The 25,334-nt window shown below is 72.8% G+C and carries 17 protein-coding genes; 13 read left to right on the forward strand and 4 right to left on the reverse strand.

The features are described from left to right. Nucleotides 1-136: 136 nt before the first annotated feature. The 6 genes from ABD883_RS13570 (at nt 137) to ABD883_RS13595 (ending at nt 9,136) form a co-directional block, all read left to right on the forward strand. Nucleotides 137-2,263, forward strand: a complete 2,127-nt coding sequence (locus tag ABD883_RS13570; protein WP_345032797.1) for a hydantoinase/oxoprolinase family protein — start codon at nt 137-139, stop codon at nt 2,261-2,263. Continuing rightward, on the forward strand, nt 2,260-4,308 hold the full coding sequence (locus ABD883_RS13575) for a hydantoinase B/oxoprolinase family protein (protein ID WP_345032800.1): 2,049 nt from the start codon (nt 2,260-2,262) through the stop codon (nt 4,306-4,308). The genes ABD883_RS13570 and ABD883_RS13575 overlap by 4 nt, the downstream gene beginning before the upstream one ends. After that, a complete protein-coding gene (locus ABD883_RS13580; protein ID WP_137320201.1) occupies nt 4,305-5,246 on the forward strand; it encodes a carbamate kinase in 942 nt (313 codons plus the stop codon). Before ABD883_RS13575 ends, ABD883_RS13580 begins: the two co-directional genes overlap by 4 nt. 77 nt (nt 5,247-5,323) lie before the next feature. Continuing rightward, nucleotides 5,324-6,889 (forward strand): NTP transferase domain-containing protein, encoded by a 1,566-nt coding sequence (locus tag ABD883_RS13585; protein ID WP_345032804.1) that lies wholly within the window; start codon nt 5,324-5,326, stop codon nt 6,887-6,889. After that, nucleotides 6,886-8,010, forward strand: coding sequence for a VWA domain-containing protein (locus ABD883_RS13590; protein ID WP_345032807.1), 1,125 nt, complete (start codon nt 6,886-6,888; stop codon nt 8,008-8,010). The genes ABD883_RS13585 and ABD883_RS13590 overlap by 4 nt, the downstream gene beginning before the upstream one ends. Continuing rightward, complete coding sequence (locus ABD883_RS13595) at nt 8,003-9,136, forward strand: XdhC family protein (protein ID WP_345032810.1); 1,134 nt, start codon at nt 8,003-8,005, stop codon at nt 9,134-9,136. The genes ABD883_RS13590 and ABD883_RS13595 overlap by 8 nt, the downstream gene beginning before the upstream one ends. A 7-nt stretch (nt 9,137-9,143) precedes the next feature. Here ABD883_RS13595 and ABD883_RS13600 read toward each other — a convergent pair whose 3' ends face one another. Beyond that, the gene (locus tag ABD883_RS13600; protein WP_345032813.1) at nt 9,144-12,125 is read right to left on the reverse strand and encodes a bifunctional FdrA/YlbE family protein; all 2,982 of its coding nucleotides are present in this window, start codon (nt 12,123-12,125) and stop codon (nt 9,144-9,146) included. 11 nt (nt 12,126-12,136) lie between these two features. Then, nucleotides 12,137-13,069, reverse strand: coding sequence for an oxamate carbamoyltransferase subunit AllH family protein (locus ABD883_RS13605; RefSeq protein ID WP_345032820.1), 933 nt, complete (start codon nt 13,067-13,069; stop codon nt 12,137-12,139). A gap of 94 nt (nt 13,070-13,163) precedes the next feature. On the opposite strand from ABD883_RS13605, the gene ABD883_RS13610 reads away from it, so the two are divergent. The 7 genes from ABD883_RS13610 (at nt 13,164) to bar (ending at nt 22,285) form a co-directional block, all read left to right on the forward strand. Next, the gene (locus tag ABD883_RS13610; protein WP_345032822.1) at nt 13,164-14,822 is read left to right on the forward strand and encodes a PucR family transcriptional regulator; all 1,659 of its coding nucleotides are present in this window, start codon (nt 13,164-13,166) and stop codon (nt 14,820-14,822) included. 177 nt (nt 14,823-14,999) lie between these two features. Further along, the gene (locus tag ABD883_RS13615; RefSeq protein ID WP_345032825.1) at nt 15,000-16,493 is read left to right on the forward strand and encodes a uracil-xanthine permease family protein; all 1,494 of its coding nucleotides are present in this window, start codon (nt 15,000-15,002) and stop codon (nt 16,491-16,493) included. Next, complete coding sequence (locus ABD883_RS13620; protein WP_345032828.1) at nt 16,490-17,395, forward strand: FAD binding domain-containing protein; 906 nt, start codon at nt 16,490-16,492, stop codon at nt 17,393-17,395. Before ABD883_RS13615 ends, ABD883_RS13620 begins: the two co-directional genes overlap by 4 nt. Beyond that, a complete protein-coding gene (locus ABD883_RS13625; protein ID WP_295689583.1) occupies nt 17,392-17,892 on the forward strand; it encodes a (2Fe-2S)-binding protein in 501 nt (166 codons plus the stop codon). Before ABD883_RS13620 ends, ABD883_RS13625 begins: the two co-directional genes overlap by 4 nt. Further along, nucleotides 17,889-20,279: an aerobic carbon-monoxide dehydrogenase large subunit gene (cutA, locus tag ABD883_RS13630; RefSeq protein WP_345032832.1), complete on the forward strand. Its 2,391-nt coding sequence runs from the start codon at nt 17,889-17,891 to the stop codon at nt 20,277-20,279. Before ABD883_RS13625 ends, cutA begins: the two co-directional genes overlap by 4 nt. A gap of 49 nt (nt 20,280-20,328) precedes the next feature. Then, entirely contained in the window at nt 20,329-20,991 is a 663-nt protein-coding gene (locus tag ABD883_RS13635) for an SRPBCC family protein (RefSeq protein ID WP_345032835.1), read from the forward strand. Between the two features lie 160 nt (nt 20,992-21,151). Continuing rightward, nucleotides 21,152-22,285, forward strand: coding sequence for a barbiturase (gene bar / locus ABD883_RS13640; RefSeq protein ID WP_345032837.1), 1,134 nt, complete (start codon nt 21,152-21,154; stop codon nt 22,283-22,285). 73 nt (nt 22,286-22,358) lie between these two features. Here bar and ABD883_RS13645 read toward each other — a convergent pair whose 3' ends face one another. Both ABD883_RS13645 and ABD883_RS13650 read right to left on the reverse strand, forming a co-directional pair. Beyond that, nucleotides 22,359-23,846: a uracil-xanthine permease family protein gene (locus tag ABD883_RS13645; RefSeq protein ID WP_217494870.1), complete on the reverse strand. Its 1,488-nt coding sequence runs from the start codon at nt 23,844-23,846 to the stop codon at nt 22,359-22,361. Between the two features lie 194 nt (nt 23,847-24,040). Then, nucleotides 24,041-25,240 (reverse strand): bifunctional alpha/beta hydrolase/OsmC family protein, encoded by a 1,200-nt coding sequence (locus ABD883_RS13650; RefSeq protein ID WP_345032842.1) that lies wholly within the window; start codon nt 25,238-25,240, stop codon nt 24,041-24,043. Between the last annotated feature and the right edge of the window lie 94 nt (nt 25,241-25,334).

Genomic DNA, 25,334 nt, shown 5'->3' on the forward strand with positions numbered 1-25,334 from the left:
CTGATTCGGCAGAAGTTGCCGAAGGTGTGGCGTGCATCACCCGGGAGAATGAGAGCGCGAGCAGGCACGGACCCCTTCCGTGCCATGGGCGGTCCGGCCGCTCAGCACTCGAGCGAACGCATCCGGAAGGACTCCCATGACGACAGCGCAGCGGCGCATCCGCATCGGCATCGACACCGGCGGAACCTTCACCGACATCGTCGCCTTCGACGAGGACTCGGGAACTCTGACGACGACGAAGACCCCGTCGACCCCGGCGAACCCCGCCGACGGCTTCATCACCGGGATCGACAAGGTGCTCGCGGAGCTCTCGGCCACCGGCGCGGACATCGCCGCGGTGAGCCACGGCACGACGGTGGCGACGAACCAGCTCCTCGAGGGCAAGCTCGACCGCCTCGGATTCATCACCACGGAGGGCTACGAGTTCATCCTCGAGATCGCCCGCCAGGCCGTCCCCGACGGCTACGGCAACTCCTACTTCTGGGTCAAGCCCGGGCGCATCGTGCCCGCCGACCTCGTCAAGACGGTCGCCGGCCGGATGGACTTCGAGGGCAACGAGGTCCGCCCCTTCGACGAGGAGGGGGCCCGCGCCGCCGCCCGGTGGTTCCGGGAGCACGACGTCAACACCCTCGGGGTCAACTTCCTCCACGCCTATGCGAACCCCGACCACGAGCAGCGCATGCGCGCGATCCTCGCCGAGGAGCACCCGGACGCCGTCGTGTCCCTGAGCTCCGAGGTGCTCCGGGAGTACCGCGAGTACGAGCGGTCGATGACGACGCTCGTCGACGCGGCCGTCAAGCCCAAGGTGTCGCGCTATGTGACGAACATCCACGAGCGCCTCGACGCCTACACCGGTGCAGAGCACGGCGACCGCGGCTCGATCCCGTTCTACATCATGAAGTCCAACGGCGGAGTGCTGTCCGCCGACGAGGTCGTCCACCAGCCCATCACCACGGTCCTCTCCGGCCCCGCCGCCGGCGCCCTGGGGGCCGGACTCATCGCCCGGGAGGCCGGCTTCGAGAAGGTCCTCACCTGCGACGGCGGCGGGACCTCGACCGATGTCACCGTCGTCCTCGACGGAGAGCCGGCGCTCACCACCGAGGGAACCGTCGGCGCCTACCCGTCGAAGATCCCGATGATCGACGTCGTCACCGTCGGCGCCGGCGGCGGCTCGATCGCGTGGACCACCCCCGAGGGCCAGCTCAAGGTCGGCCCCCAGTCGGCAGGAGCGGATCCGGGTCCGCTGTGCTACGCGAAGGGCGGCACCGAACCCACGATCACCGATGCGCACGTGTTCCTCGGGCGCATCCCGGCCCACCTCCTCGGCGGGGAGATCCCCCTCGACGTCGAGGCGGCGCGCACCGGGATCGCCGCGCTCGCCGAGCGCCTGGGTCTGAGCCCGGAGCACGCCGCGGCCGGCATCCTCGAGATCAGCGCCTGGAACCAGGCGAACGCGCTGCGGCAGATCTCGGTCAAGCGCGGGCTCGACGTGCGCGACTTCATGCTCGCGACCTTCGGCGGCTCGGGCTCGCTGCTCGCCTGCCGGCTCGTCGACATCCTCGACCTCGCCGGGGTGCTCGTCCCGCTCAACCCCGGCAACGTCTCCGCCTTCGGACTCCTCACCGTCGACGTCCGCAACGACTACGTGCAGACCAACGTCGCGAAGGACATCGGTCTCGATCTCGAGGCGATCACCTCGATCTTCGACGCGCTCACCGCGCAGGCCGCGTCCGCACTCACGGACGAGGGCTTCGCGGCCGCCGACCACGAGTTCCAGCGCTCGGTCGACCTCCGCTACTTCGGTCAGGCCTTCGAGGTCCGGGTGCCCGCCCCGGCCGGTCCGGTGACCCGGGAATGGGCCGACTCCGTCACCGCCGCCTTCCATGCCGAGCACCGCAGCCTCTACGGCTACGACTTCGCCGGCGACGCCGAGCAGCAGGTCGAGTGGGTCAACCTCCGGGTGTCGGGCATCGGCCCCATCACCCGTCCGGAGATCCCGCAGATCGCCGCCGCAGCCGGCGCCCCCGACATCGACGAGCGCGCCCGCACCTCCGTCCGCGAGGTGTGCTTCGACGCCGACGCCGGGTTCGTCGAGGCTGGTGTCTACTGGCGGCCCGAGCTGCTCTCCGGCGACCGGATCACCGGCCCGGCGATCATCGAGGAGTTCGGCTCCACCGTCCCCGTCCATTCCGGATTCCGCGCCGACGTCGATTCCGCCGGCAACCTCGTCATCACCCGCACCACCACGGAGGCAGCGCAGTGACCACCACCGACTCCACACCCACCCGGCAGACGCCCCCTCAGGACTCCGGTTCGATGCTCGGCCTCGCGCCGCTCACCGGACAGGAGCTCGCGGACTACATCGCCGCCTCCCCGATCAACCCGGCCGGGCTCCCGACCGCGTACTCCCACGGAGGCCGGCTCACCCCGGACGGCACCGCCGTCGACCCCATCATCGTCGAGATCGTCGAGGGGACGCTGGCGAGCGTGGAGATGGAGGTCGAGACGGCGATCGCCCGCACCTCGCGCTCGCCGATGATCCGCGACGCCCACGACTTCCGGGCCGGCATCCACGACCGGCAGCTCCGCAAGCTCACCGGACGCTCGTACTCCGCACTCGTCCACCCGGTCGTCCGCGACTTCCCCATCGAGGAGATGCGCGAGGGGGACGTGTTCTTCCACAACGACGTCTACGCCTCCGAAGGCGGGATCGGACACCTGCCGGACATGTGCGTCACCGTCCCGGTGTTCGCCGACGGCGAGGTCGTGTGCTTCGTCCAGGCCTTCGGCCACCACGACGACATCGGCGGGGCCTGCCCGGGCTCCATGCCCTCGGGAGCGACGAGCGTCTTCGAGGAGGGCCTCATGATCCCGCCGATCAAGCTGTGGGACGCCGGTGTGCCGAACCGAGCCGCGCTGCGCATCATGACCCGGAACTCCCGCATGCCCGACTCGCTCGCCGCCGACCTCGACGCCGAGTGCTCGGCCTGCCTCATGGGAGCCCGGCGGCTCGCCGAGCTCTTCACCCGCTACGGGGTCGAGACCGTCGAGGTCGCCTTCGACACGATCCTCGACAACACCACCGACATCTACCGCCGTGAGATCCTCGCGAAGATCCCCGACGGGCAGTACGTGTGGGAGGACTACGCCGAGCACGACGGGGTCGCCGAGCCGCAGCTCCACACGCAGCGGATCACGCTGACGAAGACCTCGACCGGCGGCCCGGGTCCGGGCGACGGCGGACCGCGCCTCATCATCGACTTCACCGGCACCGCCGCCCAGGCGGCCGGGCCGATCAACCACTGCGGGGACTACGTCGGCGGCAACTTCCTCAAGAAGTGGCTCGCCCCGATCCTCCGCAACCTCGCCGACGGGCCCGAGCGGATGGCCGAGCTCGACGTCAACGAGGGCATCGTCCCGCTCATCGAGATGCGCTTCCCGGAGAAGGGCACCCTGCTCACCCCGATCTTCCCCGGCCCGACGAACGCCCGCACCTTCGTCATCCTGCGTCTGCTCGGAGTGCTCGCCGGGGTCGTCGCGAAGGCGGTCGACGGACAGATGCCGGCCGACCAGGAGACGATCCGCTACACCGGCGTCTACGGCAAGGACACCGACGGCAACGACTACCTCATGCGCGAAGTGCTCGGCGGCGGCTCGGGCGGGCGCTACTACGCCGACGGCGAGGACACGATCCACGTCGTGCCCGACTCCCGCAACCTCCCCACGGAGTTCACCGAGTCCCGGTTCCCCTTCCGGGTCGAGCGGCTCGGGCTCGCCGTCGACTCCGGTGGGGCCGGCCGCTACCGCGGCGGGCTCGGCTACGAGAAGCACATCAGGATGCTGCGCGAAGGCCACTTCATGTCGATCGCCGACCGCTCGATCCTCGCCTGCTGGGGCGTGCGCGGCGGGAAGGCGGGACGTCCGTTCCAGGTCACGATCGATCCGGGCGGTCCGAACGAGCGCGAGATCGACGCGCTCGCCGATGCCGAGCCGATCGCCGCCGGCGAGGTGGTGCGCATCCGCACCACCGGCGGCGGCGGCTGGGGCGATCCCCTCGACCGGCCCGCCGAGGAGGTCCTCCGCGACGTCTCCTGGGGCAAGGTCAGCGTCGAGGGCGCCCGCGCGGACTACGGGATCGTCGTCACCGGATCCGGCGACGAGCTCGCGGTGGACTCCGCGGCCTCCGACGCCGAGCGGGAGCGGCTGCGCTCCGCGCGCGACGGGGACGAGCCGTTCTTCGATCGCGGACCGGGATACGCCCGGCTCGCCGGGGACGGCACCCGGGCCGCGCAGGTGGACTGGCTGTGAGGATCCTCGTCGCCCTCGGCGGCAACGCGATGACCGCACCGGACGGCTCGGCCGCACCGGACGATCAGCGCCGAGCGATCGCCGGGGCGGCCGTCCATCTGGCCGACCTCGTCGCCGCCGGCCACGAGGTCATCGTCACCCACGGCAACGGCCCCCAGGTGGGCAACATCCTGCGGAAGAACGAGATCGCGGCCGGCGAGCTGCCTCCCGTCTCGCTCGACTGGTGCGGGGCGCAGACCCAGGGCACCCTCGGCTTCACGATCGTCGACCGGATCGAGAAGGAGCTCGGCGACAGGGGCCTCGCCCGGCCGGTCGTCGCGCTCGTCACACGCACGGCGGTCGACCCCGACGACCCCGCCTTCACCCACCCGGTCAAGCCGATCGGGGCCTACCACCCGCGCGCGCACGCCGCTCGGATGGAGCGCCACGGGCAGGTCTGGCGGGATTTCGGGGAGAAGGGCTGGCGCCGGGTGGTCGCGAGCCCCGACCCCGTCGAGGTGCTCGAGACCCGGACGATCGTCCACCTCGTCGACGCCGGCTGGATCGTCGTCGCCGCCGGCGGCGGCGGCATCCCCGTGGTCCCCGACGGGCACGGTCACAACGGGGTCTCCGCGGTGATCGACAAGGACCTCACGGCCGCTCGGCTGGCGGCGAGCGTCGGTGCCGACTGCCTCCTCATCGCCACCGACGTGCCCCATGCGGTATCCGGGTACGGTACCCCGGAGGCATGCGACATCGGCGCGGTGTCCGTCGCCGAGCTGCGCGAGATGCACCGGTCCGGCGAGTTCGGCTCCGGGTCCATGGGTCCGAAGATCGAAGCGGTCCTGCGCTTCGTCGAGGGCGGCGGGCGGCGCGGCGTGATCACCGCGCTGTCCTCCCTCGGGGCCGCGGCCGAGGGCGCTGTGGGCACCGTCGTCACCTCTGCCGGTCCCGCGTAGACTCGGGATTCGCCCCCGCGCTCCCCCGGACCGCGCGGGGACGAGCGACCCGGCCGGCTCCGATGAGGAGGAGAACAGTGGACGTGCAGGTCACCGGCGTGCTCCTGGCCGCAGGGGCCGGCACCCGCCTGGGCGGGCCCAAGGCCCTCCTGCGCACCTCCGACGGCGCACCGCTGCTCGCCCTCCAGGTCGACCGGCTCCGCGCGGCCGGATGCGACCGGGTGATCGTCGTGCTCGGATGCGCCGCCGACCGGGCGCGCCACCTCGTTCCGCCCGGTGCCGAGGCGGTGGTCGCCGACGACTGGCGCTCCGGCATGGGCGCCTCCCTGCGGGCCGGGCTCGATGCCGCGGACGCTCCGGGGCTCACCGCGGTGCTCGTCTCCCTCGTCGATCTCGCCGAGCTCCCGACCGAGGTGTGCGCCCGCCTCCTCGAGCACGCCCGTCCCGACGTCCTCGCCCGTGTGCAGTGGGACGGGGCGCCCGGTCACCCCGTGCTCATCGGCGCCGCGCACGTTCCGGCGGCACGCGCCGCGGCCACCGGGGACACGGGCGCCCGGGACCTCCTGGAGCACGCGGCCGCGAGCGGGACGCTCACCCTCGTCGACGGCGGTGATCCGCATCGCGGGGCCGACGTCGACACCCCGGAGGATTGCACGGCGGCCGGGCTCCGGCTCCCGCCCGATCCGCCGGACACCCCGGCCGCCCTCGCCGCAGCCCTGGCGCGCACCGGCTATCTCGCCTCGGACGACCTCGCGACCGCGGCCTGGCTCGCAGGCGAGCTCGGGCGCCCGCTCCTGTGCGAGGGTGCGCCGGGCGTGGGCAAGACGAGTCTCGCGGCGGCCCTCGCCGAGGTGTACGGCGGTCCCCTGTTCCGGCTCCAGTGCCACGAGGGGATCACGGCCGCCCACGCCCTGTACGACTGGGACTTCGCCGGCCAGATCCTCCATCTGCGCTCCCTCGAGGCCGAGGCCCGCACCACGGGCACCGTGCTCGCCTCGGATTCGGTCGAGGACGCGCTCCACTCCCGCCGGTTCCTGCTCACCCGGCCGGTCCTCCGCGCGCTCGAGGCGTCGACCGCGGACACCCCCGCCGTGCTCCTCATCGATGAGCTCGACCGCACGGACGACGAGTTCGAGGCGGTGCTCCTCGAGGTGCTCTCCGAGTGGACGGTGTCGGTGCCCGAGCTCGGGCGCGCCGAATCGACGATCGGCACATCCAGGCCCCCGATCGTCGTCCTCACCTCGAACCGCACGCGCGAGATCCACGATGCGCTGCGCCGCCGCTGCCTCTACCACTGGTTCGAGCAGCCGAGCCGGGCCCTCGAGGAGCGCATCCTGGCGGCGCGCGCACCCGAAGCGTCCGCAGATCTCCGCGCCGCCGTCGTCGCGGCCGCCGCACGGCTGCGCGAGCTGCCGCTCGTGCGGCCGCCCGGCACCGCGGAGACCCTCGACTGGCTGCGTGCCCTCGACCGGCTCGGCGTCGTCGAGCTCACCGAGCCGACGGTGCGGGCGACGCTGTCGACGGTGCTCAAGGACGCCGCGGACGTCCGCGGGTTCGACCCGGCCGCGGTGCTCGGCGACGGTACAGCACTCGGCGACGGCGCAGTGCTCGCAGAGGGCGCCGACCGGGAGCCCGGATCATGACGCCGCGCGCACCGGCCGCCGGGACGACGCAGGACCTCAGCGGGGTGCTGCTCGGTCTGGGCGGCGCCCTGCGGCGGGCCGGGCTCCCCGTGACCCCGCCGGAGATGCACCTGCTCGTCGCGGCCGCGGCGCGGCTCGACCCGCTCGACCCCCGGCAGGTGCGCGCGGCCTCACGGGCCATCTGCTGCCGGGAGGAATCGCAGATCGCCGTCCACGATGCGGTGTTCGCCCGCTATTTCGGGCTGCGTCCGTCGCGCGTCGAGCCCCCTGCCCCCGTCCCGGTGCGGACCCCGGACAGCTCCGGTGCCGGCGAGGCCCCGGGCACGGAGGCCGGGGTGCCCGAGGCCGCCGCGAGCCGCACGGAGCTGCTGCGCCGCACCGACCTCGGCGACGGCGCCGACCGGGAGGCGGCGGCCCGACTCATCGACGGCCTCACGGTGCAGCGGCCCGTGCGCATCGGTGCGCGCACCCGCCGCGCGGTGCACGGGCCGGTCGATCTCGAGCGCACGCTGCGCGCTCTGGCGCGCGCCGACGACCTCCCCCGGCTGCCGCGTCGACGCCCGCTCCCCCGGCCGCGCCGGGTCGTCCTCGTCCTCGACGTCTCGGCCTCGATGCGCCCCTGGCTCGACGCGATCATCCGCTTCGCCCGACGCTGGCGGATCGAGGCGGATGCCCGGGTGTTCACCGTCGGCACCCGGCTCACGCATGTCACCGCTGAGCTCGGCGAGGCGGATGCCGGGGCCGCCCTGGAGCGGATGCTCGACCACGTGCCCGATGCCGTCGGCGGGACACGGCTGGGGGATTCGCTGGGGACCCTGCTCGATTCGAATGCCCTCGCGGTGCGCGGCAGCGTCTGCGTGCTCGTGTCCGACGGCTGGGAGACGGGGTCGATGGACTCGCTGGATCACGCCTGCGAGCGGCTCACCCGGCTGTCGCGGCGCTTCCTCTGGGTGAACCCACGGGCCGGACGCCCGGGCTGGGAGCCGGCCACCCGCGCGATGGGGATCGCCGCCGCCCATGCCGAGCGGACCCTGCCGGGAACGACCGTCGCCGATTGGGAGCAGGTCGCCGCGACCATCGGACGGGCTCCCGCCCCGGGACGGGAGCCTGCCCGTGCGTGACATCTGCGAACCCCTGCTCGCGTGGCTCGAGGAGGGGCGGGAGTGCGCGGTCGCCGTCGTCGTCGACACGTGGTCCTCCGCGCCCCGCCCGGCCGGCACCATGATGGCCGTCGACCGCGCCGGCGAGGCGATCGGCAGCCTGTCGGGCGGCTGCATCGAGGGCGCCGTGCACGCCCTCGCGCTCGAGGTCATGGAATCGCGCTCGGCGCAGATCGCCCACTACGGCATCAGCGACGACGAGGCGTTCGGTGTGGGGCTGGCCTGCGGGGGGACGCTCGACGTGTGCGTCGTCCCGGTCACCGACCCCGCCGCGCTCATCGCATTCCTCCACGCGGTGCGCGCGGAATCACCGGCGGCCCTCGCCCTGCGCCTGCCCGCTGATCCGGCGGGGTCCGCGCCCGGCGACGCGCTCGGCGGGGGCTCCCCGTGGCTCGCGGTCCCCGTCGAGGATGCGACGGTCGGCGGCCTCGGCCATCCGCGCCTCGACGCGCATGTCGCCGAGGACGCCCGCGGCCTGCTCACCGCAGGGAGCACCCGGGTGCGGGAGTACGATTCGACCGGCCGGCGCCTCGGCGGCGGGACCCGGGTGCTCATCGTCGTCTCCGCCGCCCCGCCCCGGCTGCTCGTCTACGGGGCGATCGACTATGCGCGGGCGCTCGCCGGGCTCGGCCGCTTCCTGGGCTACCGGGTGACGGTGTGCGATGCCCGACCGGTGTTCGCCACGGCGGCCCGGTTCCCGGAGGCGCACGAGGTCATTGCCCGCTGGCCGCACGATCACCTCGCGGCGGAGATCGCCGCGAGGCGGGTGGACCCCTCGACGGTCGTCGCCGTGCTCACCCACGATCTCAAGTTCGACGTCCCCGTCCTCGCCGCCGCGCTCCGGGCCGATGTCGGCTACGTCGGGGCGCTCGGCAGCCGACGCACGCATGCGCTCCGGCTCGCCGGGCTGCGGGAGGCGGGGCTGAGCGAGGAGGAGCTCGGCAGGCTCCGCGCGCCGATCGGCCTCGACCTCGGGGCGCGCACCCCGGAGGCCACCGCGGTCTCGATCTTCGCCGAGGTGCTCCGCGACGCCTCCGGGGCCACCGGTCTGCCGCTGACATCCGGCGCAGGCCCCATCCACCGCTGAGCGGCGGTCACCCGGGGACGGTCTCCTCGAGCGCGGCGAGCGCGGCGGTGAAGCACTCCGCCGGCGGGGTGACGAGCCCGGCACCGACCTGCCCCACCCCTGCGATCTTCCCGGCCATGCCGGTGTTGATCTGCGGGAGCACCCCGGTCCGGACCACCTTGGTCGCGTCGATGCCGCTGGGCACGCCGCGGAACTCGAGCACCGGGACCTGGTGCACGGGGTGCTCGCCGAGCGTGATCTCGTACATCCGGAGAGTGGTCTCCACCGCGAACGCGACATCGCTGCCGACGAGGCGCACGATCGCCGGGGCGGCCGCCATCGCGAGCCCCCCGATCCCCGCGGTCTCGGTGATGGCGGAGTCCCCGATGTCCGGGTTGGCGTCGTCGGGCCCGTAGGAGCCGAGGAACAGCCCCTGCGGGAGCTGGGCGGGGCCGGTGTACCAGCGGTCCCCGGTGCCGGAGAGCTGGATGCCGAAGTCCGTGCCGTTGCGGGCCATCGTCACCACGAGGGTCGAGCCGGGGACGTCCTTCGCCGCGGCGAGGGCGAGCTTGCACGTGGGCATGACGATGTTGAGCGCGAAGTAGTCGTTCGAGCCGAGGAACCGCGCGCACTCGGCGAGATCCTCGCGCGACCAGCCGTCGAGGGAGAGGAGGTCGGGCATGATGTCCCGGAGGAAGAGCAGCGTGCCGGTGCGGTTGCGGTTGTGCCCCTCGTCGCCGGACTGGAGCATCTGGGAGACGTAGTTCTTCGTGTCGATCGGTCCGTGCGCGGCGAGCACCGCGGCGAGCACGGGCCCGAGCACGTCGCGCATCCAGCGCAGCCGCTCGAGCACCTCCGGGCCGTTCGCCCCGTAGCGCAGCACCTTGCCCAGGCCCTCGTTGAGCGAGCAGTAGGCGCGGTTGCCGTGGACCGGGTCGACGAACTCCATCATCCACATGCTCGGAGAGACCACACCGGCCATCGGACCCACCGCGTCCCGGCTGTGGCAGGGAGCGAACGAGAAGCGACCGGCGGCGAGCCCCTCCTCCGCCTCGTCGAGGGAATCCGCCAGGCCCTCGAACACGACCGCGCCGGCGAGCGCTCCGCGCATCGGGCCGGAGGCGCGCTCCCAGTCCAGCGGCGGGCCGGAGTGGAGAAGCTCGGTCTCGGCCAGGCCCAGGCACTCGCGCGCCGGCCGCAGGCCGACGAGCTCGGCGCCGGCGGCGAGCATCCGCTCCAGGGCCTGCGCATTGGCGGCCTCCCGGCGCTCGTCGGCCATGACGGCGGTGAGCGCGCGGATGTCGCCGGCCGGCGGCTGCCAGGCCACTTCCGTGACGGCCACGGCCTGGGCGCGCAGGGCCTCGGCGAACAGGGACACCCCGGAGGTGACGACCACCGGGTCGCGGTCGAGGAGTCCGCGCAGCGGGCTGCTCGCGGGATCGGATGCGCCCGTGCTCCCGGCGCCGGCGCCCCCGGTCCCGTCCGCGGACCGCACCGGCGACGCCGTGGGCACCGCGTGGCCGAGGTGGGCGAGCGCCCGCCCCACCGCTCGGGCATGGGAGCTGAAGACCTCGGCCCCGGCGGCGACGAGCGCCTCGGCGGCGGCCGCGCGCCCCTGGGGGTCCGCCTCGGTGCCGACGAGGCCGACGACGACGGGCAGGGTGCGCCCGGCGGCCGCCGCGGTCTCGCGGGCCTCTGCGATCGCCGCTGCGAGTTCGGCGGCCGGGTCCGGGTGGGAGGCGTGTCCGAGGACGAGATCGAGGAGGAGCACCCCTGCTGTCCCGCCCGCGCTCCGGATCGCCCTGTGGCGCAGCTCCGGGTCGATCATCGGGTGGGCACGGCCGCGGGTCATCGCATCGTCGCCGAAGTCGAGCACGCGGTGGCCGGAGGCCGGCAGGCTGTGGCCGTCGATCTCCGGTGCTCCGTCGAGCGGGATGTTCGACGGGATCGGTCCGAGCACCGTCGAGGCGATGAGCATCGCCTCGTCGGCGAGTGTCCCGCCCACGTACAGTCCGTGCAGGTCCCCGCCGGCGCCGGTCGCCGCGGCCGGCGGCTCCCCCGCTCCCCAGGACCGCCACTGGGGGACGGTGCGCCCGGTGGCGGCGAGGGCGGCCTCGACCCCGGCGGTGAGATCCGGGCTGTCCGGTCCGAGGACCGCCCAGGAGACCGGCAGGCCGAGCTCGCCGGCGAGCGATTCGACCTCGCGCACGACCGCGGGGTCCGCGGGCTTCGACACGATGATGACGTGCTCGGTGCCCGGGTCCGCGGCGAGAGCGCGCAGCGCCTGCTTCGTCGTCCGTCCGGCCACGGCGGACCCGAGGTCGCGGCCGCCGGTGCCGAGGACGTGGCTCACCCCGGCCCCGGCCTCGTCGAGCAGCGTCATGACCTGCTGCGCACCGGTGCCCGAGGCGGCGACGATCCCGAAGGTCCCCGACCGCACGGTGTTGGCGAAACCGAGTCCGACCCCGCCGATCGCGGCGGTCCCGCAGTCGGGGCCCATGACGAGGAGGTCGCGGGCGGCGGCGGCGTCCTTGAGCGCGATCTCCGTCTCAACCGGGACGTTGTCGCTGAAGAGCATTACCGAGCAGCCGGCCTCGAGCGCATCGTGGACCTCGACGGCGGCGTACTCGCCGGGCACGGAGACGACGGCGAGGCCCGCTCCGGCCCGGCGCGCGGCCGAACCCAGCGTGAGCGGCGGGCTGTCCCCGCCGAGCGGCCCACCGGCGGCCGCCGCGGCGGCCGCGAGCTCGGCGAACGCCGCATCGAGTGCGGATCGCGCGGCCTCCAGCGCCTCCTCGGTCTCGCCGCGCACGGCGATGACGAGGTCGGTGGGTGCCGCTCCGTCCGCGACGTCGAACCCGACCTCCCGCATGAGGTCGAGGTTGAGCGGGGTGCCCATGCCGATGAGGGCATCGCTGATCCCCGGGGTGCTCTTCACCCGTGCGGACACCTGCATGAGGGCCACGGAGTCGAAGTAGACTCCGCTGCGGATCTCGATCGAATCGGTCATCGGGGTTCCTTTCAGGAGGACGGTGCGACGGGCGAGGCGGACGGCGGGACAGCTGCGGGACCGCTGTCGGGTGCGGTCGCGTCGGTGAGGTGGACGGCTGCGGCGCCGCACAGGATGTCGGCTCCCGAGCTCGTCCCGACCGCGGCGACGGCGCGTGCGATCGGGCCGGCCGGCGCGCCGGAGACGAGGAGTTCCAGGGCCGCGCGCACCTCGGGCACGCAGGCGCCGGCGGCGGCGGCGTCGAGGAGCGAGGCCGACAGCCCGCCGGTGGGGGCAGGTCGGGCGGCGAGGGCCGCGCGGAGCCGGTTCCGGAGGAGGTCGAGCGCGGGCACGGCGCGGACCTGCCGGAGCGCGAGCAGCACGCCGCACACGGCGTCGTCGCCGGACGGGGTGGAGCCGGGGCCGAGGCCGAGCAGCGCGGCGAGCGCGGAGTCGACGGCCCCGGGGTCGAGGGCGCGTCCGGCATGGACGAGTCGTGCGGCACGGTGGGCCAGATCCTCGATGCCCGTCTCCGGCCACGCGGGGTGGGCGATCGAGGCGGAGACGGCTGCGGCCGAGGCGCGGCGTGCGGGATCGCACGGCCGGATGCGCGTGGGATTCCAGCGGCGCCGGACAGCGCAGTGGAAGTGCTCGGTCACGATGCGTCCCGCCTCGACCCGGAGGGCTCCGCCCATCTGCAGGGAGCCCAGGCGTTCGCCGGTGAGCTCGGGGACGAGGACAGCCGTCGGCAGGCGCAGCGCCGTGGGGCCGAGGACCGGCAGCACCGCGCCGGTCTCCGAGGCCGCGTAGAAGCCGTGGCGCATGATGCCGACGACCTGCCAGGGGCCCGGCCCGGCCGCCGGCGTCAGGGTCGACGCCGCGGCCGCCAGCTGTGCGGGCGCGGGCCGGCGCGCGGTCGTCGGGTTCCGGGGAGGAGCGGTCGATGCGACGGGCGCTGTGGTCATCCACTCAGCCTATGCCCGCCTGGTATGGTGCAGGTCACGGCGAATCATGCCGAACCAGCCGGTGCGATCCGGCAGAACATGCTACGCCCATGCCGTGTCCCGAGAGGAGCCCGCGATCACCGAGCTCGACCCCGCCGCTCTCCCGCTCTCCGAGGTCCTCACCCTCCCCTCGCTGCTCGGCTCCCGGCTCGTCGCCGGCGGCACCCGGCTCGACCGGACGGTGCGGAGGGTGAACATCATGGAGGTGCCGGACATCCTCCCCTGGGTGCGCCCGCACGAGCTCCTGCTCACCACCGGGTACCCGCTCCGCGACGACCCCGGGCGGCTGACGGAGCTCGTCTCCGAGTTCTCCGCGCACGGACTCTCCGGCCTCGGCATCAAGATGAGCCGGTACCTCGAGGAGATCCCGGAGGAGGCGATCGCACGCGCCGACGACCTCGGCCTGCCGATCATCGCACTGCCCGCGGACACCGGGTTCGACGACATCATCAACGAGGTCCTCGCCGAGGTGCTCGGCCGCAGCGCCGACTCCCTCCACCGCAGCGAACGCGTGATGCGCGAGCTCGTCGACGCCGTCGTCACGGGAGGCGACCTCGACGACGTGTGCGCGCGCCTCGCCCACGAGATCGGGATCCACGTCGTCGTCACCACGATGGACGGCCGGGTCCGCGCCGAGGTCCCCGATCCCCGCGCGGTCGCCGACCCCCCACGGCCGCGCGAGCTGCCGTGCTTCGATCCGACGGGCCGCTTCCGCGTGGAGAGCGAGCCCACGGGCGTCGACCTCGCGCAGGACGGGATGCACCGGATGAGCACCAGGATCCTCGGCGGGTCCCGCGATCTCGGGCGGCTCGTCGTGTTCTCCGAGCGGGGGCTGGGCCCGGCCCACCTGGGAGTCCTCGAGCAGTCGGCCGCGGCCGCCGCCCTCGTCATCACCAAGCAGCAGGCGATCTCCGCGGTGGAGAGCAAGTACCGGACCGATTTCATCCACGAGGTCATGCGCGGCCGCATCACCTCGACGGACCGGATCCTGTCCCATGCGGAGTCGCTCGGCTGGGACCTCGACCGGCCGCTGTCCGTCGTCGTGGCCGAGGTCGACGCCGATGCCGACGCCTCCGAGGGCGACGAGAAGCGCACGCTCCAGGAGCTGTTCGCCACCGCGTGGACCGCCGCGGTGAAGCGGCTCGACGAGAAGGCCGCCGTGGTGGGGGCCGGCGACGAGGTCATCGCGCTGCTGCCCGCGGCCGACACCGAACGCCAGTCCGCGGCGGTGGAGGAGTGCATCCGGGAGGTCCGGGGCATGGGCGGCGGCGGCCGACGGGCCTTCTCCACCGGGATCTCCCGCCCGGCGGCGACCGTCCACGATCTGCCGACCGCCTACGTCGAGGCCACCCGGGCGGTCGAGATCGGCCGCCGGATCCACGGCGGCAGCGCACTGAGCCACTTCGACACCCTCGGCGTCCACCGGCTCCTCCTCCAGGTGGCCGACACCGAGGAGCTGCGCGCCTTCGCCGAGGACACCCTCGGCCCGCTGGCCGGGGACGCGAAGACCGAGTACGCCGACCTGCGGGAGACCCTGCAGGTGCTCCTCGACCACAATCTCAACGTCGCCGAGACCGCCCGCGCGCTGTTCTTCCACTACAACTCGCTGCGCTATCGGATCACGAAGCTCGAGCGGATGCTCGGCCCCTTCACCACCGACCCGCACCTGCGGCTCGCGATCACCTTGGCCCTGCAGATCGTCCGGCTCCCGTGACGACGGCGCGCGACCCCGGCCCCGCCGACTGGCGGAAACCTCCAGTGCGCACCGAGCCGGTTCGTCAGATGCTGACGTGACCTGCGCCTCATCGCCCTTCTAGGGTGTACACAGCGGCGAGTGACCGGGAGCGGTTCCCGAGCACCATCGCCACCGCCCGCGACCCGAGGAGCAGTCATGTCGGCATTCGGATGGAAACTCCACGGCGACGGCAAGGACGTCCTGCCCGGTCGCGCCGTCGCCCCGGACGAGCGGTTGAGCTGGGGGCGCACCGCGGGGCTCGGCGCCCAGCACGTCGTCGCGATGTTCGGCGCGACCTTCGTCTTCCCCATCGTCATGGGCCTCAACCCGCAGCTCGCCGTGATGGTCAGCGGATTCTCGACGATCGTCTTCCTCCTCATCGTCAACGGGAAGGTGCCGAGCTACCTCGGCACCTCTGCCGCGTTCGTCGGAGGCGTCGCCGCCGTCACCGCCCAGGGCGGCACCATCCAGGAGGTGTCCGGATCGATCCTCGTCGCCGGGCTCGTCCTCGCGGTCGCCGGCGTCTTCATCCACTTCATCGGCGCACGCATCCTCACCCGGATCCTCCCGCCCGTGGTCACCGGCGCCGTCGTCATGCTCATCGGGTTCAACCTCGCCCCGGTCGTGGCGAACGTCTACTGGCCGCAGGACCAGTGGGTCGCCCTCATCGTCATGGTCGCCGTCATCCTCATGTCGGTGGGCCTGCGCGGGTTCCTCGGCCGCGTCTCCGTGTTCATCGGCCTCGTCTTCGGCTACGTGCTCTCCTGGGTCTTCGACCTCGTGTTCGGCCAGATCACGTCCTACGACGCCGCGGTCGACGACATCACCACCCGCTTCCGCGTCAACTGGTCCGGCGTCGAGGCCGCCGCGTGGATCGGGTTCCCGCCCTTCACCGACGAGGCCGCCGGCGTCGTCGGCATCCACCTGCCCGCCTTCAACGCCGGGTTCATCGTCCTCATGCTCCCCGCGGTCATCGCGCTCGTCGCGGAGAACGTCGGCCACGTCAAGGCCGTCGAGGAGATGACGCGCGTCGATCTCGACCCCTTTGTGGGACGCGCGGTGTTCGCCGACGGCGTCGCCACCGCGATGGCCTCGAGCATCGGCGGCTCGCCGACCACCACCTACGCGGAGAACATCGGCGTCATGGCCGCCACCCGCGTGTACTCGACCGCGGCCTACTACGTCGCCGCGCTCGTCGCGATCGGGTTCGGCCTCTCCCCCAAGTTCGGCGCGGTCATCGCAGCGGTCCCCGGCGGCGTCCTCGCCGGCATCACGGTCGTGCTCTACGGCATGATCGGCATGCTCGGCGCGAAGATCTGGAAGGAGAACCGGGTCGACTTCGCCAATCCGCTCAACCTCGCCCCGGTCGCGGCGGGCATCATCATCGCGATCGGCGACGTCGGTCTGACGGTGACCGAGAACTTCACCCTCTCCGGCATCGCATTCGGTACCATCGTCACCCTGGTCATGTACCACCTCGCCCGGCTCGTCGCCCCCCGCTCGATGCGCGATGCCGCGGCCGCAGAGGCCGTCGAGCCCGGCGGCACGGCGATCACCATCGGGTCCACCGGATCGGAGGGCCGGATCGGCGAGGAGCTCACCGAGGACTACGGTGCCCGTCGGGCACGCGAGAAGAGGACCGATACGTGAAGCCCGCCCCCTTCACCCTGCACCGTCCGCGCACCCTCGCGGCCGCACTCGAGCTGCTGGCCGAGCTCGGCCCCGACGCCAAGGTGCTCGCCGGCGGACAGAGCCTCGTACCGGTGCTCAACATGCGCCTGGCGGCACCCGCCCACCTCGTCGACATCACCGCGCTGCCCGACCTCGACCGCGTCGAGTCGAGCGGGGCCGGCGTGACGGTCGGCGCGCTCGCCACCCATCGCGCAGTGGAGCACGATGCCGGCGCGCACGAGCACCAGCCGCTCCTCCGCCAGGCCCTCACCCATGTGGCCCACCCGGCGATCCGCAATCGCGGCACCGTCGTCGGATCGCTCGCCCACGCCGACCCCAACGGCGAGATGCCGATGATCCTCGCGCTGACCGAGGGGCACGTGCGCGCCGTGAGCAGCCGCGGCGAGCGCGAGATCCCGGCCGCGGAGCTGTTCGTCGGCCCGCTCGAGACCTGCCTGGAGCCCGACGAGATCCTCGTCTCGGCGACCTTCGGCGCAGCCAGGGCCGGGGCGCGCACGGGCTTCGACGAGCTGGCACGCCGATCCGGCGACTACGCGCTCGCCGGGGTCGGGATGGTGCTCGCGACCGACGGGGACGGCGCCGCGGAGACCATCACCGGGCTCAGCGCCGGATTCGTCTCCGTGACCGACCTCCCCGAGCGGCTCGTGCTCGACGAGCACGTGGCGGGCACCCCCACCGCCGAGGCCCGGGAGGTCGCCGAGGCGGTCGCCGCCGCCGTGCGCGAGCACATCGACCCGATCGACGACATCCACGCCACCGCCGACTACCGCCGGCACCTCGCCGGCGTCATCGCCCGCCGCACGTTCACCCGGCTGGCCCGCACGAACGACCGGCCCCGGATCCAGGAGGCGCACGCATGAGCAGCGAACCGACGAGCACCGTGAGACTGAGCGTCAACGGCGTGGACCGCACGGTCGACGTCCCCGACCGGCAGCTCCTCTCCGACGCCCTCCGCCACACCCTCGGGCTCACCGGCACGCACGTGGGCTGCGAGCACGGCGTGTGCGGAGCGTGCACCGTCCAGCTCGACGGTCGGCCGGTGCGCTCGTGCCTGATGTTCGCCGCCTCGGCGGAGGGCCATGAGATCACCACCGTCGAAGGGCTGGGCAACGGCCCGGACGACCCCGGACCGGTGCAGCAGGCCTTCATCGACTGCCACGGCCTCCAGTGCGGCTTCTGCACCCCGGGCTTCGTCACGACCATCGATGCCTACGTCCGCGAGAACCCCGATCCGAGCGAGGAGGAGGCGCGCGAGGCGATCTCCGGCAACCTGTGCCGGTGCACCGGGTACCAGAACATCGTGCGCTCGGTGTGCCGGGCCGCCGAGCTCGTGCGCGAGCGGGAGGAGGACGCATGACGACGCGGATGTTCGGACAGTCGATCACCCGGCGGGAGGACCCCCGCCTCGTCACCGGCGCCGGAGCCTACCTCGACGACCTCGCCCCCGGGGCCCTCGCCGCTGCGTTCGTCCGCAGCCCGCACGCCCATGCCCGGATCCGCGACATCGACGTCGCCGGCACCCTCGACGTCCCCGGGGTCGTCGCGGTGTGGACGCACGAGGACCTGCCCGGCGCGGCGGCGGAGCGCCTGCCCATGCTCCTGCCGCACCCCTCGATCAGCTCCCCCCACACCGGGTTCGCGCTCGCGCGCGATCACGTCAACCACGTGGGCGAGCCCGTGGCGATGGTCGTCGCCGAGAACCGGTACATCGCCGAGGACGCGTGCGGGCGCATCGAGGTCGACTACGAGCTCCTCCCGCCGGTCGTCGGGCTCCCCGCCGCACGTGAGGCCGCCCGGGCCGTCCACGACGAGACCCCGGACAACGTCGCCGCCCACCACGTGCAGACCGTCGGCGACGCCGCCGCGGCGATCGACTCCGCCCCGTACGTGCTCGATCTCGAGCTCGAGATCGAGCGCAGCGCGTGCATCCCGATGGAGGGCAAGGGCGTCATCGCGCGGTGGAACTCCGAGGACCGGACGATGGTCGTCCACTCCTCCACCCAGACGAGCACCGGCCTGCGGGCGGCACTGGCCGCCAAGCTCGGCTTGGCGCTCACCGACATCGAGGTCATCACCCCGGACGTCGGCGGCGCCTTCGGGGTGAAGATCAACCACCCCTGGCCGGAGGAGGTCGCCGTGGCCTGCGCCGCCCGGGCGCTGTCGACGACGGTGAAATGGACCGAGGACCGGCGCGAGCACTTCATCTCCTCCGCCCACGAGCGCGGGCAGCTCCAGCGGGTGCGGGTCGGATTCGACGACTCCGGTCGCATCCGCGGGCTCGATGTGCAGTTCTGGCACGACAACGGCGCCTACCTCCCCTACGGCGTCATCTGCCCGCTCAACACCTCGACCCACGTCCTCGGGCCCTACCTGGTGCCGGACTACCGGGTGGAGTTCTGGTCGATGTACACGAACACCGTCATCGTCACCCCGTACCGGGGTGCCGGCCGCCCGCAGGGCGTGTACATCATGGAACGCACCATGGATGCGATCGCCGAACGCCTCGGGATGGACCGCACCGAGGTGCGGATGAACAACTTCGTCCGCGAGTTCCCGCATCCGCTCGGCGTCATCATGCAGGACGGCGCAGAGGGCGTGCTCGACTCCGGCGACTACGTCGCCTCGATGGACAAGCTGCGCGCGCTCGTCGGCTGGGAGGACTTCGTCGAGTTCCGTGAGCAGGCACGGGCCGAGGGCCGCAGGGTCGGGATCGGCGTGGCCTGCTACGTCGAATCCACCGGGGCCGGCCCGTACGAGGGCGGTCACATCGAGGTCGAGACCTCCGGCCGGGTCAACGTCTTCACGGGGCTCACGACGCAGGGCCAGGCCCACGCCACGGTGTTCGCCCAGATCGTCGCCGACGAGCTCGGCGTGCCCATCGACCAGGTGCACGTGACGACCGGGGACACGCGGAAGATGGCGTACTCGGTGGGCACCTGGGGCTCCCGCGGAGCGGTGATGAGCGGCAACGCCGTGCATCTCGCGGCGCGGAAGGTCAAGGAGAAGGCGCTCGCGATCGCCGGCGACAGCCTCGAGGTGGACCCCGGCGACCTCGAGATCGTCGACGGGACCGTCCGCGTCAAGGGCGACCCGAGCGCCTCCATGCCGCTGTCGGCCGTGTCCGTGCTGTCGAACCCGCTGCGCTACGCCTTCGACGAATCGGCGAAGGCCGCGACCCAGTTCGCTCGGCCGCCCGCTCCCGGGGCCCCGCCGGTCACCCCGGGCCGTGCCCCGGGTCTCGAGGACCAGGACTTCTTCTCCCCGGTGCGCTCGACCTTCGCCTCCGGGATGCACGCGGCGATCGTCGAGACCGACCCGGACACCGCCGACATCCGGATCCTGCGCTACTGCGTCGTCCACGACTGCGGGCCGATGATCAACCCGCTCGTCGTCGAGGGCCAGGTGCACGGCGGAGTCGCGCAGGGAGTCGGCGGCGCCCTGTACGAGCGGATGGCCTACGACGACATGGGGCAGCTCCTCAATGCCTCCTTCATGGACTTCCTCATGCCCTTCGCCTCCGAGGTGCCCCACATCGAGACCGACCACCTGGAGACCCCGAGCCCGCTGAACCCGCTCGGCATCAAGGGCGCCGGCGAGGCGGGCACGATCCCGGGCACCGCGGTGATCGCCGCGGCGATCGAGGACGCCGAGGGCATCCCGATCCGCCGGATGCCGATCTCACCCTCCGAGCTCTGGCAGCTGCGGCGCGAGACCGCCGACGCACCCGCGCCCACCACCCTTTGACACCCCGGACCATCCACCCGACCATCCACCCGACCACGGAGGACACCACGTGCAGATCTCATCGACGGCCCATATGCAGGCGGATCCTGCGACCGCCTGGCAGGCGTTCCACGACACCGGGGTCCTGTCCCGCACGATCCCGGGCGTCGAGTCGCTGACCCCCACCGCCCCGGGCACCTATGCGGTGGTCCTCACCATGGGGGTCGCGGCGATCAAGGGGACGTACAAGGGCACGGTGGCGTTCTCCCAGGAGGTCGAGAACGAGTCCTTCGTCCTCACCGCCACCGGCAGCGGAGGTCCCGGCACGATCGGCGCGGACATCACCGTGCACCTGGCTCCGGAAGCCGAATCCGGGACCGACATCGCATGGGAGGCCTCCGCAGTGCTCGGCGGCCCGATCGGCGGCGTCGGACAGCGCATGCTCTCCGGGGTCGCCAAGCGCATCGCCACGAAGTTCTTCGCCGACATCGATGCCGACATCGCAGCCGGCGGCGCCGCCCAGGAGGCCTCCCCCGCCGGAACCGCGCCCGGGGACGCGCTCGCCGACGCCGCACCGGCGCCGGCGACGGTCCCGGCGGAGCGTCGCAGCCCACCGGCGGCCGCCTCGGGTCCGGCTCCGCGGGGCGGCGGTGATCTCCTCACCGGCCTGCTCGCCGGGGCCGGGATCGCGCTGGCCGGGGTGATCGTCGGCGTCCTCGCCGGGCGCCGCTGAGGGCGGGCGCCCCGCGCCCTTCCGGCCAGATGTGCCACTTCCGTTCCGTGCCGATCAGCAGTTCCTGACGTGTCGCTGATCACAGTCCGGTCCGTAGAGTGAACGCACCGTGCGCGTCCGGCACGGCGACACTCAGCCACCGAGGCCGAAGGAGCCGAACATGCCCGATCCGATCGAAGTCCGCAAGGTCCCTCTCCACAGCGTCACCGACGCCTCCGAGCTCACCGCACTCATCGACGCCGGCACCCTGTCCGCCGACCGCGTGATCGCCATCATCGGCAAGACCGAGGGCAACGGCGGGGTCAACGACTACACCCGGATCATCGCCGACCGCGCCTTCCGTGAAGCACTCGTCGACGCCGGGGCGCCCGCCGATCAGGTGAGCCGGATCCCGATCGTGTGGTCCGGCGGCACGGACGGGGTGATCAGCCCGCACGCGACGATCTTCGCCACCGTCGACCCGGCCGAGGTGGAACCGACGGAGGAGAAGCGCCTGTCGGTGGGATTCGCGCTGAGCGAGCCGATCCTGCCCGAGGAGATCGGCCGGATGGGCATGGTCGACAAGGTCGCCGTCGCCGTGCAGGAGGCGAAGGAGCGGGCCGGGATCACCGACGACGCGGACGTCCACTACGTGCAGACGAAGACCCCGCTGCTCACCATCGACACGATCCGCGACGCCCGCTCCCGCGGCAACGACGTCGTCACCGAGGACACCCTGGCGTCGATGGACGTCTCGAACGGCACCACCGGGCTCGGGATCGCGAAGGCACTCGGCGAGGTCGCCGAGATCCGCGACGAGGACATCATGGCCGACCGGTCGAAGTACTCCGCCGTGGCCTCGTGCTCCTCCGGGGTCGAGCTCGACCGGGCGCAGGTCGTCGTCGTCGGGAATGCGAGCGGGATCGGCGGCCGGTACCGGATCGGCCATTCCGTCATGCGCCACGCCCTCGACGCCGACGGGATCTGGGAGGCGATCGCCGACGCCGGCCTCGACCTGCCCGAGCGCCCGCACCGCGACGATCTCGCCGGTCGGCTCGTCAACGTCTTCCTCAAGTGCGAGACGAGCCAGGACGGCTCCGTGCTCGGCCGGCGCAACGCCATGCTCGACGATTCCGACGTGCACTGGCACCGGCAGATCAAGGCGGCCGTCGGCGGGGTCACCGCCCAGGTGACCGGCGATCCCGCCGTCTTCGTCTCCGTCTCCGCCGCCCACCAGGGGCCGGACGGCGGCGGCCCGGTGGCCGCGATCGTCGACCTCGGCGAGGATCCGACCGGATACACCTTCAGCGGCTGAGGGCAGCGCCGCACGACGCGACGGCCGGGCGATCTCCTATCGCCCGGCCGTCGCGCGCCGCCCGCCGGAATCCTCAGCCCGGATCGCCGTGCCCCCGGCGACCGGGCTGCCGCGCGTCGGGGTGCCCGGGCTCGTCAGGATGCCCGGGCTCGGCGGGGCGCCCGGGCTCGGCGAGGGGCTGCTCGAGCGGCACATCGATATCGAGGACCGCGCCCTGTGCAGGGCCGGGCCGGGAGAGGTTCATGACGACGGCGAAGAGGGCCGCCGGCACGATTCCGGAGACGAGGAGGACCTCGAGGGTCTCGGGCATCCCGCCGACCGCCGCGGGCACCGCGGCGAATCCCTGGCCGACGCCGATCGACACCGCGATGACGAGCATGTCGTGGCGGTCGAGCGCGGTCTCGGCGAGGAGCTTGATCCCGGCGCCGATGAGCATCCCGAACATCACGACGGCGGCTCCGCCGATCACCGCCGAGGGCATGACGGCGATGACTGCGGCGAACTTGGGGAGCAGGCCGAGGAGGATGAGGAACCCCGCTCCGATCGACACGACATGCCGGCTCATTACACCGGTGAACGCGACGAGACCGACGTTCTGACCGAACGACGTGTTCGGCAGGGCGCTGAAGATCGATGCGAAGGCGGTGGCGACGCCGTCGGCGATGACTCCCCCGGACAGCTCGCGGTCGGTGACCTCTCGGCCCGCGCCGCTCTTGGTGATGGCGGACAGGTCGCCGATCGTCTCCACGGAGGTGGCGATCGCCATCGCCCCCATGCCGATGATCGCGGCGGACGGGAAGTCGAGACCGAACCGGAGAGGCATCGGGATCGCGAACCAGTCCGCCTCGGCCACCTGCGAGAAGTCCACGAGGCCGAGGGGGATGGCCACGAGGTATCCGACGACGAGTGCGATGAGCACGGAGGCCGCGCCGATGATCCCCTTGCCGAACCGGTACAGGACGAGCATGACGACGAGCACGAGCGTCGCGAGGCCGAGGTTCGTCCAGGATCCGAAGTCCTCGGCTCCGTTGCCCCCGGCATAGAGCGCCATCCCGGTGGGGAGCAGCCCGATCCCGATGACGAGGACGACGATGCCGGACACGAGCGGCGGGAACAGCGCTCGCAGCCATCTCAGGCTGAACCCGAGGACGACCTGGACCAGGCCTGCGAAGATCGCCCCTCCGAGCACCGCGGCGATCCCGTACTGCTGGGCCAGGGGGATGGCGACGACGAGGAACCCGAAGCTCGTGCCCTGGACGATCGGCAGGCGCGAACCGACCGGCCCGAAGCCGATGGTCTGCATGAGGGTGGTGATCCCGGCGACGAGGAGGGCGACCTGGACGAGGAAGGCGGTCTCCCCGGTCGTCGCGCCGATCGCCGTGGCGAGGATGATCGGGATCGTGACATTGCTCGCCATCATCACGAGGACGTGCTGGATGCCCAGCACGATCGCGGTCCCGAGCGGCGGCATCTCGTCGATGCCGTAGCGCGGTGTCACACCTTCCGGCGGGGGTCGGTTCGCGCTCGGCGGCTGCGGTGCGGTCTCTCGTTCTCCGGTCATAGGATCCACTCCCCTCCGGGCCTGCGCCCAGCGGCTCCGGCGTGCAGATGCGGCCCTGCACTGTGCCCTGGATCACAATCCTAGAGAACCCACCCCGGGCAGCCGTCGGCAGGTCCTGCCGAAGCGACGCCGGCGACAGCGGGCAGATCTGCCCGCGCCGCCCCACCGGCCCCCGGGTCGCCCCGGTGGTCGGGTCAGGCCTCCGCCGTCGAGATCTCGAAGCGCCCCTCGAGCGCCCGGTGCACCGGGCAGCGGTCCGCGATCCGCAGCAGTGCGCGGCGCTGATCGGTGCTCAGCTCCGCGTCGAAGACGATGCTCCGCTCGATCCGGGTGACGAGGTCGCCGTCGCGCTTGACCTGCCGGAAGGTGAGGTCGGTGCGGGTGTCCCCGAGTTCGTAGCCCTTGCGGCGGGCGTACATCCCCATGGTCATCGAGGTGCACGCACCGAGCGCGGCGAGCAGCAGGTCGAAGGGGTTGGGGCCGGCGTCGTGGCCGCCCTCCACCGAGCGCGGCTCGTCGGCGAGCCAGGTGTGGGAGGCGGTCGCGAGCACCGTGCCGAAGTCCGTCCGGCCGTCGGGGTTCACGCGCACCCGGCCCGGCGGCAGGTCGGCGTGGGGTGCCTCGGCGTCCCCGGGGGCATCGATGTACCGTGCGGCCCATGCGGCGATGACCCCGGCCGTGTAGGTTCCCTGCCCGGGCCCGGTGAGCAGGTGGTCCGCACCGTCGAGGGCGATGAAGCTCTTGGGCTGGTGCGCGGTGCGGTAGATCGCCTGCGCGTTGTGGACGTCGACGATCTCGTCCGTCGGCGAGTGCAGGATGAGCAACGGGGTGCGCAGTGCCTCGATGCGCCGGGTCTGCTCGACGCCGCAGATGTCGTCGACGAGCGCCTCGCCGATGACGACCGGGCGCCCGCCGATCATCACCTCCGCCGAGCCCTCCTGCCGGATGGTCTCGATCTCGGAGGCGAACAGCCCGGTGACGTGGCCGGGGTCGAAGGGAGCGGCGATCGTCGCGACCGCATCGAGCCCCTCGACCTCGGCGGCGACGGACAGCACCGCGGCCCCGCCGAGCGAGTGCCCGATGAGCAGCCGCGGCGCGGCGTGGTGCGCGCCGAGCCAGGCGATGACCTCGAGCAGATCCGCGCGATCGGAGGAGAAGGTCGACTCCGCGAAGTCCCCCTCCGAACCGCCGAGGCCTGCGAAGTCGAAGCGGAGGACGGCGAACCCCTCGTCGGTGAGCGCCCGGGAGACGCGCGAGGCGGCCGGGGACTTCGCCGAGCAGGTGAAGCAGTGGGCGAACACCGCGTAGGCGAGCGGGGTCCCCGCGGGCCGGTCGAGGAAGCCGCGGAGCTCCGTGCCGCGGGCTGTCGGGATGGTGATCTCTTCAGTGCTCATGCATGCCTTCCGATTCGACGCTTCCGATCGATCGCCCGGCGACGCACGGCGCCCGTCGATCGCACTTCCGAGGAGAACGCTACCCGCTCGCTCC

Source organism: Brevibacterium pityocampae (assembly GCF_039541555.1).
In the GTDB taxonomy this organism is placed as follows: Bacteria; Actinomycetota; Actinomycetes; order Actinomycetales; family Brevibacteriaceae; genus Brevibacterium; species Brevibacterium pityocampae.